Annotated in this window: 10 protein-coding genes and 1 riboswitch; of the genes, 5 read left to right on the top strand and 5 right to left on the bottom strand. The window is 69.6% G+C overall.

Annotation, left to right across the window (positions count from 1 at the left end):
- The first annotated feature begins 247 nt into the window (after window positions 1–247).
- Window positions 248–326, top strand: a riboswitch (cyclic di-GMP riboswitch).
- A gap of 15 nt (window positions 327–341) precedes the next feature.
- Complete coding sequence (locus tag QLQ12_RS22095) at window positions 342–3,677, top strand: beta strand repeat-containing protein (protein WP_282762181.1); 3,336 nt, start codon at window positions 342–344, stop codon at window positions 3,675–3,677.
- A gap of 68 nt (window positions 3,678–3,745) precedes the next feature.
- Here QLQ12_RS22095 and QLQ12_RS22090 read toward each other — a convergent pair whose 3' ends face one another.
- The 3 genes from QLQ12_RS22090 to QLQ12_RS22080 form a co-directional block, all read right to left on the bottom strand.
- Window positions 3,746–5,707, bottom strand: a complete 1,962-nt coding sequence (locus QLQ12_RS22090) for an ABC transporter ATP-binding protein (protein ID WP_407651531.1) — start codon at window positions 5,705–5,707, stop codon at window positions 3,746–3,748.
- Between the two features lie 61 nt (window positions 5,708–5,768).
- Window positions 5,769–7,505 (bottom strand): ABC transporter ATP-binding protein, encoded by a 1,737-nt coding sequence (locus QLQ12_RS22085; protein ID WP_282762180.1) that lies wholly within the window; start codon window positions 7,503–7,505, stop codon window positions 5,769–5,771.
- Entirely contained in the window at window positions 7,499–8,119 is a 621-nt protein-coding gene (locus QLQ12_RS22080; protein ID WP_282762179.1) for a TetR/AcrR family transcriptional regulator, read from the bottom strand. The genes QLQ12_RS22085 and QLQ12_RS22080 overlap by 7 nt, the downstream gene beginning before the upstream one ends.
- Before the next feature lie 87 nt (window positions 8,120–8,206).
- Here QLQ12_RS22080 and QLQ12_RS22075 point away from each other — a divergent pair, with 87 nt between their 5' ends.
- Window positions 8,207–9,877, top strand: a complete 1,671-nt coding sequence (locus tag QLQ12_RS22075; RefSeq protein ID WP_282762178.1) for an alkaline phosphatase family protein — start codon at window positions 8,207–8,209, stop codon at window positions 9,875–9,877.
- Window positions 9,878–9,883: 6 nt separating this feature from the next.
- Here the strand turns inward: QLQ12_RS22075 and QLQ12_RS22070 are convergent, their stop codons facing one another.
- Window positions 9,884–10,855 carry an Acg family FMN-binding oxidoreductase gene (locus tag QLQ12_RS22070; RefSeq protein WP_282762177.1) on the bottom strand — a complete coding sequence of 324 codons (972 nt, stop codon included), beginning with the start codon at window positions 10,853–10,855 and terminating at the stop codon, window positions 9,884–9,886.
- Window positions 10,856–10,934: 79 nt separating this feature from the next.
- On the opposite strand from QLQ12_RS22070, the gene QLQ12_RS22065 reads away from it, so the two are divergent.
- Both QLQ12_RS22065 and QLQ12_RS22060 read left to right on the top strand, forming a co-directional pair.
- A complete protein-coding gene (locus QLQ12_RS22065) occupies window positions 10,935–11,474 on the top strand; it encodes a GNAT family N-acetyltransferase (protein WP_282762176.1) in 540 nt (179 codons plus the stop codon).
- A gap of 100 nt (window positions 11,475–11,574) precedes the next feature.
- The gene (locus QLQ12_RS22060; RefSeq protein ID WP_282762175.1) at window positions 11,575–12,243 is read left to right on the top strand and encodes an adenosylcobinamide amidohydrolase; all 669 of its coding nucleotides are present in this window, start codon (window positions 11,575–11,577) and stop codon (window positions 12,241–12,243) included.
- Window positions 12,244–12,247: 4 nt separating this feature from the next.
- Here the strand turns inward: QLQ12_RS22060 and QLQ12_RS22055 are convergent, their stop codons facing one another.
- Window positions 12,248–12,775: a molybdate ABC transporter substrate-binding protein gene (locus QLQ12_RS22055; protein WP_282762174.1), complete on the bottom strand. Its 528-nt coding sequence runs from the start codon at window positions 12,773–12,775 to the stop codon at window positions 12,248–12,250.
- A 152-nt stretch (window positions 12,776–12,927) separates the two neighbouring features.
- Here QLQ12_RS22055 and QLQ12_RS22050 point away from each other — a divergent pair, with 152 nt between their 5' ends.
- Window positions 12,928–13,905 (top strand): class I SAM-dependent methyltransferase, encoded by a 978-nt coding sequence (locus QLQ12_RS22050; protein ID WP_282762173.1) that lies wholly within the window; start codon window positions 12,928–12,930, stop codon window positions 13,903–13,905.
- Window positions 13,906–13,999: the final 94 nt, after the last annotated feature.

Below are 13,999 nucleotides of genomic sequence, written 5' to 3'. Positions count from 1 at the left end.
AATGGTGGTGCTCCAGCGAGTACGTTCGCCGCTGGCCCGGTGTCGAGATGACGTTTCCCAAGCGCCGCATCGAGGCCCTAACTCGACTATGTGAAGGTCTTTCTACCGAAAAACCCGTTCCGCCGCGAAACGAACGATACGCCGGTTAGATTGCAGTTGGCGCCGCCCCACACGGATCTTCACATCCGGTGTTCGCGCTGCTGAGAGGGCCGGTTCAAACCGGCGCCCCGAACCGCCCTAGGTGCGGTACCCGAACAGGCAAACCCGCCGCGAGGCGGGGGCGCAAAGCCAGGGGCCTCCCCGCTGGAGGTAGCCCAGCCGCCGAAGGAGACAGGAAGAGAATGCGTCATCGACCCATCCAAACGGCGCCGCGAGAGCGGGTGCCGTTCACGCTCTGGGGACACAAGCGAATCCGGCAAACCCTGGCGACCGTAGCCGCCGCCGCGGCCGGCCTGATCCCTGTCATGTTCGTCGGGTCGCCCGCTTATGCGGCGGCCGCCGACAGCCTGACCATCACGCCGACCTCCAACTGGGAGGGTGGCAGCCTTACTTTCAAGCTGACCTACACCGGTGCGACCACTGCGACATTCACCTACTCGTATCCGGGCGGCACCGCGACGGGCGCCGCTGCCCTGGATTCCCTAGGCACGGACACAAAGGACTACAACAATAGCGCCGCCACCACGACCACGGGGGCGTTGGCCAGCTGCAGCGTGGCAGCTCCGTGTACGGCGACCCTCACCGTCGCCACAGCCGATGACGCCGGCACCACCGACGAGACGGTTGTGCTGCGTGCGACGGCCGCCGATGGATCGTCCAAGGAGGCGACCGCCACCATCTGGGCGAAGCCCGCCTCAGCGCGGACCGTGTCGATCTCGGCTCCGCCAACCGTGGCCGAGTCGGCCGGCAGTGTGACGGTCGTGGCGAGCCTCAGCGGTGTCGTGTCGGGTGATGTCAGTCTCCCGGTCTCGGCCGTCACCTCGACCACGCACGGCACGGGAACAGACGCCGTCTCCACCGGTGGCCCCACCCGCGACTTCACCGCTCTCGCCTATGACGCGACGATCGCCATCCCGGCGGGCCAGACCTCCGGCTCGGTCACCATTCCGATCAACGACGACAACGTCGACGAGGCCGATACTCAGTACCTCACGGTGGCGACGCAGGCGTACGCGATCACCAACGTGGTCACGGGCACGGCCACCACCGACATCGGAATCACCGACAACGACGCGGCGCCGACGGTCAGCATCGAGAACGCGCCGGCTACGACCGACGCGGCGACCCAGACGGCTGCCTTCCCGATCAAGCTCACAGGCTTGTCCGAGAAGGAGCTCCGGGTGAAGATCACGACCGCGAGCGGGGTGGACGCCGCGACAACTCGCGGAGCGGTGGGCGGCGGCACCGACTTCGCGGATCGGGCCGCCCACGAGATCACCATTCCGCCCTTCACCCAGACGGCCTACGGCACGGTGTCGATCGTTGATGACGCTGTCGTCGAGGGCACGGAGACATTCACCGTCTCACTCGGCACTTCTGCGGCTCCGTACACGGTTGCGCTCGGAGCATCGACAACGGCGACCGGCACGATCACCGACGACCCAACCACGATTCCGACGGTCGACGTCAACACCAACACCCCGGCGATCACGGAACAGGAACTCGACAGCGGCACCCCGGCCGACTCGGTTCCGTTCTCTGTGAGCTTCGGCACCCTCCAGACGCCGGTGAAGCTGGACTACACCTTCGTCGACGGCACCGCCACCAACGGAGTCGACTACAAGGGCACCAACGGCACTATCACCATTCCCACCTCGGCGACCTCGCCGTACAACGGGACCATCCCGTTCACCAAGGTCGGTGACACCACCTTCGAAGGTGACGAGACCTTCAACATCAAGCTTTCCAGTTCCAACAACTCGATCACGGCTGCCACGCTGGCCAGCCAGGAGCCGGTCATCACGCTGACCGAGAGCGGCGAGACCGACGCCGCGTCGAAGCCGACCTGGACGGTGGGCGACATCTCGGTGAAGGAGGGAGACAGCGGTACCACGCTCGCTCGGGTGCCGATCAGGCTGAACGGCAAGACCGGTGGTCCGGTCACCTTCACCGGGTCCTTCGGGGGCTCCCCGAGCGCCACCGAAGGTGGCGTGAACAGCGGTAGCACGGTCGGTGACGACGACTTCGACTTCCCGACGTCGTACAGCGTCATCGTTCCCGCCGGCGAGACGACCGGGTACCTCGAGTTCCCGGTCAAGGGCGACACGGTGTTCGAGAGGGACGAGTCGCTGACCGTCACCGTCAGCAGCGTCAGCACCCTCACCAACAACACCACTCCTACGTCGGACATCTCGCACGAGTCGCGCGTGGCGATCACCAACGACGATGCCGCGCCGACCTTCGCGTTCAACCCGAGCTCCGGTTCGGAGGGCACCTCGCTCCGGATCTCCGGCAAGGTCACCGGTGTCTCGCAGTACCCGTACGACCTCACCTTCGCGACGGCTGCCGCGGCCGGGGACAACGCGGCCACTCCGATCGCCGACTTCGACGTGCCGACCAGCATTGCGACGCTCAGCGTGGCACGGGGCGAGACCGGTACGACGTTCGTGGACACCACGCCGCCGTTGACCGGAATCACCGACATCTACCTGGCGCCGGATGATATCGACGAGCCGACCGAGACGTTCAACGTGACGGCGACCGAGACGACCGCGTCGCCGGTCGGCATCCCCGTCTCGACGGGTGCCTACCGGATCAACGACGACCCGGGTGACCTGCCGCCGTCGGCCTCGATCCGTGACGAGAGCATCGGCGAGAACGAGGGTTCGGTCGACGTCCACGTCGACTTCACCCCGAACGGTGACGCCACGAAGTCCACGCAGACCATTTTGATCCCGTGGGAGACGGGCGACGGTTCCGCCAAGAAGGGCGAGGACTACGAGTACGGCAAGGGCGTCCTGACCGTCACACCGGGCACCACGCAGGCCAAGATCAACGTGGAGATCCTCGACGACAAACTGAAGGAGAGCGAGGAGAACTTCTACGTCAAGCTCGGCACCCCGACCACGCAGGGCGCGACCGTCACCACGTCCGTCGGTGAGGTCACCATCAAGTCGGACGACGTGGCCAACCCGGTCACCCCGACCCTGACCGTCACCGGCCCGGCCAAGGGCGTGGGCCCCGCGAGGTTCATGGGCACGGCGGCGCCGAACACCACCGTCGATCTCTGGGGCTCCCCGCTGCCGAACACCGACCCGGCGGAGATGGAGCAGCTCAGCACGGTCAACGCGAACGACGACGGCTACTTCGAGTTCGCCCCGCGGTCGATCGCGGCCGGCTGGGCGTTCGTGGTCCGGTCGCAGGAGATCAACTCGGCGGTCAAGACCGTCAAGGTGACGCAGCTGCCGTCCTTCTCGGCGAGCTCGCCGAAGAAGGGCAAGCTGGGCGTGTCGGTGGCGGGCAACCCGCGGACGGCCGGCCAGGCCGTCACGGTGCAGCGCTACACCGGCGGCAAGTGGGTTACCGTCGGCAAGGGCGTCACCACGGCGACCGGCTGGAAGGGCACCTTCAGCTTCAAGTCGAAGACCAAGCTGACGCTGCGGGCCAAGGTCACGGGCAACGCGTCCCTGGGCATCAACACCGGCTACTCCGGCACCAAGAAGGTCACCGTCAAGTAAGCGCGACGAACGGAGCGGGGGCGGCCGAAAGGCCGCCCCCGCTCCGCGTTTCCCGGAGCCCGCCGGCGTCAGTCGACCTCGACGACGGCTTGGGCGAACTGCGCGGAATAGAGCCGGGCGTACGCCCCACCCGCCGCCACCAGCGAGTCGTGCGTCCCCTGCTCGACGATCGTGCCGTCCTCCATCACCAGGATGACGTCGGCGTCGCGGATCGTGGAGAGCCGGTGTGCGATGACGAAACTGGTCCGCCCGCTGCGCAGCGTCGCCATGGCGCGCTGGATCAGCACCTCGGTGCGGGTGTCGACCGAGCTGGTGGCCTCGTCGAGGATCAGGATGCTCGGCTCGGCGAGGAACGCGCGGGCGATGGTGACGAGCTGCTTCTGCCCGGCGCTGACGTTGCCGCCCTCCTCGTCGAGAACCGTGTCGTAACCGTCGGGCAGCGTCCGCACGAAACCGTCGACGTGCGCCGCCTCCGCCGCGTGGCGGATCAGCTCCGGCGACGGCGAGTCCGCGCCGTACCCGATGTTCTCCGAGATGCTCCCGCCGAACAGCCAGGTGTCCTGCAGGACCATCCCGATCTGTTCGCGCAACTGCTCCCGCGGCATGGTGGCGATGTCCACCCCGTCCAGAGTGATCCGCCCGCCGGTCACGTCGTAGAACCGCATCAGCAGGTTGACCAGCGTGGTCTTGCCGGCGCCGGTGGGCCCGACGATCGCCACGGTCTGGCCGGGCTCCACGGTCAGGTTCAGGCCCTCGATCAACGGCTTGTCCGGCAGGTACCGGAACGAGACGTCCTCGAACGCGATCCGCCCCCGCACCGCGGGCATCGCCACGACCGGCGGCTCCGGCGACTGTTCGTCCGCGTCGAGCAGGGCGAACACCCGCTCGGCCGAGGCCACGCCGGACTGCACCAGGTTCGCCATGCTGGCCACCTGGGTGAGCGGCTGGCTGAACTGGCGGGAGTACTGGATGAACGCCTGCACCTCGCCCAGCGTCAGCGTGCCCGAAGCCACCCGCAGACCACCGATGACGGCCACCAGGACATAGTTGAAGTTCGAGATGAACATCATCGCCGGCTGGATGAGGCCGGAGATGAACTGGGCGCGGAAGCTCGACGCGTACAGACGTTCGTTGTGTTCCTGGAAGACCGAAGCCGCCTCGCCCTGCCGGCCGAAGACCTTGACCAGGGTGTGCCCGGTGAACATCTCCTCGATGTGACCGTTGAGCTGGCCGGTGGTCTTCCACTGGGCGACGAACTGCGGCTGCGACCGCTTGCCGATCCGGGTGGTCAGCAGGATCGACACCGGCACCGTGACCAGCGCGATCAGCGCCAGCAGCGGGGAGATCCAGAACATCATCCCGAGCACGCCGACGATCATCAGCAGGGCCGTCACCAACTGGGCGAACGTCTGCTGCAGGGTCTGCGCGATGTTGTCGGTGTCGTTGGTGGCGCGGCTGAGCACCTCGCCGCGGGCCTGCTTGTCGAAATAGGACAGCGGCAGCCGCCCCAATTTCTCCTCCACCTGTTGCCGCAGGTCGTAGACCGCGGCCTGGACAGCCCGCGAGGTGAGCCGTCCCTGCAGCACGCCGAAGATCCAAGCCCCGACATAGATCAGCGCCACCCACATCAGGATCTGTCCGAGCCGGTCGAAGTCGATGCCCTGGCCGGGCACCACGTCGACGCCGGAGATCAGATCGGCCCGGGCGTTCTCACCACCGGCCCGCAACTGCTCGACGGCCTGTTCCTTGCTGACGCCGGACGGCAGCATCCGGCCGATCACGCCGGAGAAGATCACGTCGGTGCCGTGCCCGAGCAGGTAGGGGCCGAGCACCGAGAGGAAGACGCCGGCGGCGCCGAACACCAGCGCCCCACCGACGAACATCCGCTGCGGTTTGAGCATCGCGAGGAGCCGCTTGGTGGAGCCCTTGAAGTCCTTCAACTTCTCCGGTGGCCCGCCCGCCATCATCATCCGGGCGGCGGGCGGCCCGCCGGGCGGCGGCCCCGGCCGCCGAACAGCTTGGTCACTCATCGGGCTGAGCCTCCCGGCAGAGAATGGAAAAGAACGCGTTCATGACGCTCGCTTCGCTCGGTCATGCCGCGGCCTCCTGCTCGGTCAACTGCGACAAAACGATTTCCTTGTACGTCGGGCAGGTGCCCATGAGTTCCTCGTGGGTTCCGGTGCCGACCACCCGGCCGTCGTCGAGCACGACGATCCGGTCGGCGTCGCGGATCGTGCTGACCCGTTGCGCCACGATCACCACCGTGGCGTCCGCGATGTAGTCGGTCAGGGCCGCCCGCAGAGCCGCGTCGGTGGCGTAGTCGAGCGCCGAGAACGAGTCGTCGAACAGGTAGATCTCCGGCCGGTGCACCAGGGTGCGGGCGATCGCGAGCCGTTGCCGCTGGCCGCCGGAGACGTTGGTGCCGCCCTGCGCGATCGGCGCGTCCAGCCGGCCCTCCATCGACTCGACGAACTCCCTGGCCTGGGCGATCTCCAGGGCCTCCCAGAGCTGCGCGTCGGTGGCGTCCGGGTTGCCGTACCGCAGGTTGGACGCGACGGTGCCGGTGAACAGGTACGGCCGCTGCGGCACCAGGCCGATCACCTTGGCCAGCAGCGCCGGGTCGATCTCGCGCACGTCCACGCCGTCGACCAGGACCTGGCCCTCGGTCGCGTCGAAGAGCCGGGGGACCAGGTTGAGCAGTGTCGTCTTGCCGCTGCCGGTGCTGCCGATGATCGCGGTCACCTCGCGGGGGTGCGCGCTCACCCGTACCCGCGAAAGGACGCCCGCCTCAGCCCCGGGATAGCGGAAGCCGACATCGCGCAGCTCCAGTTCGCCGTGCCGGTCCAGCGTGGTGACCGGCGCCGTGGGCGGCGTCACGCTGGACTCGGTGTCCAACACCTCCTCGATCCGCTCGGCGCAGACCTCGGCGCGGGGAACCATCATGAACATGAAGGTCGCCATCATGATCGACATGAGGATCTGCATCAGGTAGCTGATGAACGCGGTGAGTTCGCCGACCTGCATGCCGCCGGTGTCGATCCGATGGCCACCGAACCAGACCACGGCGACGCTGGAGATGTTCACGATGAGCATCACGGTCGGGAACATCAGCGCCATGATCCGGCCGACCCGCACCGACACGTCAGTGAGTTCGGCATTGGCGACGCCGTAACGCTCCCGCTCCTGGTCGTCGCGGACGAAGGCGCGGATCACCCGGATGCCGGTGATCTGCTCCCGCATCACCTGGTTGACCCGGTCGAGCCGGGTCTGCATGGACCGGAAGAGCGGCCGCATCCGCGAGATGATCAGTCCGATCACGGCGACCAGCAGCGGCACGATGACCAGCAGCAGCCCGGACAGCGGGACGTCCTCGCGCAGCGCCAGCACGATGCCGCCGACGAGCATGATCGGGGCCGACACCATCAGCGTGAAGGTGAGCAGCACCAGCATCTGGATCTGCTGGACGTCGTTGGTGGTCCGGGTGATCAGCGAGGGCGCGCCGAACTGGCCCACCTCGCGGGCCGAGAAGGTCTGCACCCGGTCGAAGATGGAGGCGCGCAGGTCACGGCCGACGGCCATGGCCGTCCGCGCCCCGAAGTACACCGCCACGATCTGGGCGGCGATCTGCAGGATGGTGACACCGATCATGCCGGCGCCGACCCGCAGCACATAGCCGGTGTCGCCCTCGACGACGCCGTTGTCGATGATGTCGGCGTTGAGCGCCGGCAGGTAGAGCGTCGCCAGCGTCTGGAGGAACTGGAACAGCACCACCAGGGCGATGGCCGTCCGGTACGGCCGTAGATGGACCTTCAAGAGCTTGATCAGCACGTCGGCTGCTCCGTTCCCGATTCCCTGAGGTGGATGCCGTCCAGCAGCAGCGATGCCAGGTCGGCGCCGCTGAACGACTCGGGGTCCCCGTAGGGCCCGAAGGTGTTGGCGCCGCAGAAGAGCAGCAACAGCCGGGCCGCCTTGTGCGGTGGCACTCGCAGATGGGCCTCGTCCGGCGCGAAGACGTCGGTGACCGCCGCCTCCAGGGCCTCCCGGGAGGCGATCATCCGGGCCTTGGAGTCGGGATCCTGCTCGCCGAGCAGGATCAGTCTGCGGGCGGCGTGCATGAGGTGCGCGTGCTCGGTGAACCGGCCGTGGACGAGGTCGGCCGCCGCCGTCACCCGCTCGTGCAGAGGGGCCGCGCGGTCGATCGCGGCCAGCGCGTCCAGGGTCGGCTGCGGGTCGAGTGCCTTGATCATCGAGCAGACCACCAGTTGGCTCTTGCTCTCGAAGACACCGAAGATCGTGCCCTCGGCGACCCCGGCGGCGTGGGCGATCTGCCGGGTGCTCACCTCCGGGCCGTGCTCGTGCAGAAGTGGGATGGTCGCCGCGATGAGGGCGGCCCGCCGTTCCTCCGGCGCCATCGCCGGGACGCGTCTGCGCCTGGGTTCCATGAGCGCCACTCTAATGAGCGAGTGCTCACTCAGACAAACGGATTACCCGGTCGAACCAGATCCGGGGACCCGGCGTATGAAGGAGACGTGAGCCAAACGAAGCCGTACCGCCGGGTCATCCGGCATGTGACTACGGGATTCGCCGCGATTCTGGTGTTCCTCGCGCTTATCGTTCCGGACCAGATCACCCGTCTGCCGCCCGGCAACTCGGTCTTCACCGCGCTCCTGCGAATCCCGGTCGAGGCGCTCGTCGCCGGAGCCCTCCTGCTGCTGATACCCGAACGGGGACGCCTCGGCCGGGCCCGCCGCCCGCTCACCCTCGGGATCGGCGTGCTGCTCGGTCTGCTCACCGTGATCAAGATGATCGACATCGGCTTCTTCGCCGTGCTGGCCCGGCGCTTCGACCCGGTGCTCGACTGGATCCTGTTCGACGACGCGTTCAACTTCCTGATCGACGCGATCGGCAAGCCCGCGACCGTCGGCCTCGCCGTCGGCCTAGTGCTCGCCTCGGCCGGGCTGGTGACCGTGATGACCTGGGCGGTCCAGCGGCTCAGCGCCGTCGCCCTCGACCACCGGGCCGGCGCCTGGCGTGGCCTCGGCACCGTGGGCGCGGCCTGGGTGGCCCTCGCCGTGATGGGCTTCCAGTTTATCGGCGGCCTGCCGGTCGCCTCGCACGCCGCCGCCGACCTGGCCGCACACACCGCCCTCGCCCTGCCCAACGACCTGGCCGACCGCAAGCGGTTCGCCGAGGAGGTGCGGGTCGACGCCTACCGTGACCGGCCCGCCGACCAGATGCTCACCGCGCTGCGCGACAAGGACGTGATCCTGTCGTTCATCGAGAGCTACGGGCGCGACGCCATCGAGGACCCGGCCTACAACAGCGCGGTCCTCGGCAGCCTCACCGCCAACCGGGCGAAACTGGAAGCGGCCGGGTTCGCCTCCCGCAGCGGCTTCCTGAGCTCGCCGACCGCCGGCGGCGGGAGCTGGCTCGCACACTCGACGTTCCTGTCCGGACTGTGGATCGACAACGAACAGCGGTACCGCAGCCTCGTCTCCAGCGACCGGCTCACCCTCACCCGGGCGTTCAAGAACACCGGCCACCGCGCCGTCGGCGTCGAACCCGGCATCATCTACGCCTGGCCCGAGGGCCGGTTCTACGGGTACGACCAGATCTACGACGCCTACACCCTCGGATACCGCGGCCCCAAGTTCAGCTGGTCACCGATGCCCGACCAGTACGTGATGTCCGCCTTCCAGAAGCTGGAGTACTCCCGGCCCGGCCGTGGCCCGCTGCTCGCCGAGATCACCCTGACCTCCAGCCACACCCCGTGGACGCCGGTGCCGGACACGCTCGACTGGGACGCCATCGGCGACGGCAGCGTCTACGGCCCGATGGTCTCCGGCGCCGAGTCGACGGCCGACATCTGGAAAGACGAGTCGAGGGTCCGGGCGGTGTACGCCGAGTCGATCGCCTACTCGATCGACAGCCTGCTCGGCCACGTCGAGAAGTACGCCGACGACGACCTGGTGATGGTCTTCCTCGGCGACCACCAGCCGGCCTCGGTCGTGGTCGGCTCCGACGCCACCCGCGACGTGCCGATCACCATCGTCGCCAAAGACCCGAAGGTCTTCGACCGGATCGCCTCCTGGGGCTGGACCGACGGCCTCAAGCCGGACCCGGCCGCCCCGGTCTGGCGGATGGACACCTTCCGGGACCGATTCCTCGCGGCCTTCGGTCCCGAGGGCGATCCGCAGTGAGCCCGGTCACCCCGGGACGATCTCGATGACCTGACCGGCCGGGAGCCGGGGCGTCTTCGGCGGCGCCGAGTGGGCCGGATCCAGCGTCCCCAGCCGCACGGCCAGGTAGGGGAAACCGATGTCACCGAGCATCCGGCGCAACGTCTGCCGGGTGAACGGGATCTCCACCGGGCTGCTCAGCGGAAGCAGGCTCACCGCCTGCTCGGTCGCGGCCAGCCACAGCCGGCTCAGCGACTCCCCGGCGCGCAGCCAGTCCTGCGGGCCGTCGCCCGGCCCGTAGAGCACCGCGTACGTCGCCGCCTGATCGTGCCCGTCGCCCGCCGCCAGAGTGCCCGCGACCTTGAAGTCACGCTCGGCGACCGTGGTGAGCGGCACCTCCTCGGGCAGCGCCGAGGCCGGGATGCCGGTGCCCCCGGGCCGTTCGCCGCCCACCCACGCGGCGGTCTCGGCCCGGATGCGGTCGTCGTGCGACTCCGCGTGCCCGGCGCGGTCCACCGCGACCGCCAGCGCCAGCACCTGGTCGCGGCCGAGCACGTGCAGCCGGGCCCCACCCTCCTGGGTCACCTTCACCAGGTGACGCAGTGTGTCCTCGGGCACCGGCTCGTCCGTCACGGTCCGCCGGTCGGTCCGTCGAACCTGCAGCATCTGGAAATGCCGGGTCGCCTCGGGCCGCGCCGGAACCTGTCCGGTCGCCCGGATGGTGGCGAGGGGTTCGCCCGCCGGCCGCTCCACCTCGTGCCGCCAGCCCTCGGCGTCCAGAGCCACCAGCGCGTGGTGCAGGGCGGTGCCGCAACTGAGCAGAAGCATCCGCCCGTCCGGATCCTGCTCCCGGAGCTGCCGCTCGGCCACGCCGAACAGTTCCAGGCGGTCCTCCCGGACCACCCAGCGCCACGGTTGCGTGTTGTGGATCGACGGGGCGAACCGGGCGGCGTCCGCCGCCTGGACCAGCACCCGCTTGACCTCGTCGCTGTCGTTCATGTCTCCATCGTGCGCCTTCCGCGCGGCGCCGGGTACGGGCTTAAGGCCCTACCCCGCGGCCATGTTCTAGGCTTCCCCGGTGTTCGCTGTCGATCTCACCGAAGATGCCCAGCTGCGCCCGCTCGAACCCTGGCAGGCCGAGGAGTTCCTCGCTCACATGGACCGGGCCCGTGCCACCGTCGACCCGTGGATCCCGTGGGCCAGCGTCAGCACCGACCTGGCCAGTGCCACCGCGACCCTTCAGCGTTACGCCGACAACGCCGCCCGTGACACCCAGCGGCTGTACGGCATCTGGCTCAACGGCACCCTGGTCGGCGGCACCATGTTCGTCGCCTTCAACGCCGGTTCCGGCAACTGCGAGGTCGGCGTCTGGCTGGAACCGGCCGCGACCGGCCGGGGCCTGGTCACCCGGGCGGCCCGCGTCCTGATCGACTGGGCGTTCAACACACGTGGCCTGCAGCGCGCCGAATGGCACTGCAACCCCGACAACACCGACAGCTCCAACGTCGCCCGGCGGCTCGGCATGACCTGCGAGGGGCGACTGCGCTCGTCGTACCCGTGGAACGGCGTCCGCAACGACACCGAGATCTGGGCGGTCCTCGCCTCCGAGTGGAAGTGAGCAGCGAACCGGATCCGGCGTCCCGCGCCGCCGGGTGGTCGTGAGGAGCGCCACCGCGATCCGGGCCGTTCCCGCCTTCGGGTGAAAGTAAGATCCGGCAATGTTCGCGGAACCCTCGCTGACGCATCGCCGGGAGGACGGCCTCGACGTTCCCCTGCTGATCTGGCGTTTCCCCGAGCCGCTGCTGGCGGTCTCCAGCGCGGTCCTCGGCGGTGGCGCCGGGCCCCGCGAGTGGCTCGTCAACGCCTCGGTGTCGATGTCCTACGCCCGCCCCGATCCGGACGCGCACCTGGCCGCCCTCGCCGTGGACCTCGGCCTCACCGGCCCCGGAGTCGGCATGCTCACCGGGGTCGACGTGGCCGACGTCGTCGCCGCCGACGATGACGGGGTGCGGGTCCACGCGACTGTCGGCCTGGGCGCGCCCATCCAGGCCGCCTCCTCCGCGGCCGGTTTCGATCATCAGCCGGGCACGATCAACATCGTGGCGTGGGTGCCGCAGCGGCTCGGCGACGGTGCGCTGATCAACATGGTCGCCACCGTCACCGAGGCCAAAGCGCAGGCGCTGCGCGATCTCGGCCTGGCCGCCACCGGCACCGCCACCGATGCCGTCTGCGTGCTCTGCCCGCTCACCGGGACGGCCGCGCCCTACGGCGGGCCGCGGTCGCGATGGGGCGCGCCGCTCGCCCGGGCCGTGCACCGGGCGACGCTGGAAGGCGGCACGGCCAATCTGTCCACCGGCCGTTCCTGGTCCGGCCGCACCTCGATCTGACCGTTCAGGGCCTCAGCAGGCCGGTCTCGATCAGGATCCGCCGCCCGTCGCCCTCGCGCAGGAAGTCGACGAACGACGCCGCCGCCGCGGGGGCGGCCGGATGCGCGAGCACGGTCACGGTGAGCCGTCCGCCGCCCCACTCCTCGGGTCGCGCGGCCTTCGCGGCATCGGTCACCGTCCGCATCGCGAACAGGTCATCGGTGGCGAAGACGTCCGCCGGTTCGCCACCGGCGATCCGGCGGGCCAGGTTGCCGCCGTCGGCGTACGTGACGACGACCTCGACGTTCGGATGGTGCTGCTCGAACCCCTGCTCGACCGCACCGAACGCCTCGGTCAGCGACTCGTCCGCCAGGATCCGCAACTCGACCAGCCCGCTCCCGGCGGGGTCGGCCCCGCCCGGTCCGGCCCCGCCCGGTTCGCCGCGCGCCGGAGGAGCCCCATCGCCCTCACCGCCGTTGTCGGACTTCCCGGTGCCGGCGCATCCGCCCACCGCCAGGACGGCCGCCACGACCATCGCCGCAAGTCCCCTCATCGGTTCTCCGTCTCGCCGCTCGCCTCCCGGTGTTCGACTGCGTCCGGAGCCCGGCCGGTTCCCGGCACCGCGAATGTCCGGTGACAAACTGGCACAAAGAGTGCGCCCGTTGAGCGTTGCGCACGTCACGCCGGCCCCGGCATGCTGAGTGCGTGCCGGAACGCATCGCCGAAGTCACCGCACTGCTCGCCGAGGTTCTGGCGCCGCGTGCCCCGCTCACCGTGATCGTCGACGGCGGTGACCCGGGTGCCGCCGCCGCGTTCGCGGCCCGCCTGGCCGCCGCGTTCCCCACCACGGCCCGGGCCTGGCGGGTCGACGCGGTGCTCGGCCTGACCGGGCCGGGTGGCGGCATGTTCGACTCCGCGCTCAACGTCCTCGAACCGGCCACCGACCGCATCCTGGTGTTCCTGCGCGGCGGCCCGCGCCACCGGTTCGCCGAGGGCGACGGCGAGGGCCGCGCCCAGGTCGTGATCGACCACCGCGATCCGGAGTGGCCGGTGATCCGCCACCTCCATCCCGACCTCGCCGGCGTCGATCGGTGGTACCTCTCCGAGAGCCGCGCCTTCTTCGCCGCCCGCGCCGCCGACTGGGACACCAAGTTCGGCGACGACATGCCTCGTTACGCCGAGGCCGTGCGCCTGACCGGGGTGCGTCCCGGCCACGTCGTCCTGGACGTGGGCTGCGGCACCGGGCGGGCGCTGCCCGCGCTCGCCGCCGCGGCCGGCGCGGACGGCCGGGTCCTGGGGCTCGATTTCACGCTCGGCATGCTCGACGCCGCCCGCCGGGCCGGCCGCGACGACCGCGCCACTCTGGTGCTGGCCGACGCGCGCCGCCTGCCGGTCGCTGACGCCACCGCTGACGTGATCTTCGCGGCCGGTCTGGTCCACCATCTGCCCGATCCGGAGGCCGGGCTCGCCGAACTCGCCCGGGTGACCCGCGCCGGCGGAGTGCTGGCGATCTTCCACCCGACCGGCCGCGCCGCGTTGGCCGCCCGCCACGGCCGCACGCTGCGACCCGGCGAGCCGCTGAGCGAGGAGCGGCTCGGCCCGCTGCTGGCCGCCTCCGGCTGGCGCCTCGACAGTTACGAGGACGTCCCCGACCGCTTCCTGGCCCGCGCCACCCGCCGTTGATCCGCGCGGCCTGCTGATCGGCAAACCCCCTTTGCTCCACGTAACGTCGCATTAGAGTCTTTTAGAGGCCTAAAACCGATATTGTGGGCTTTCT

Source organism: Actinoplanes sandaracinus (assembly GCF_030009775.1).
Taxonomy (GTDB): Bacteria; Actinomycetota; Actinomycetes; order Mycobacteriales; family Micromonosporaceae; genus Actinoplanes; species Actinoplanes sandaracinus.
This window is presented reverse-complemented; position numbering and strand designations above follow the sequence as displayed.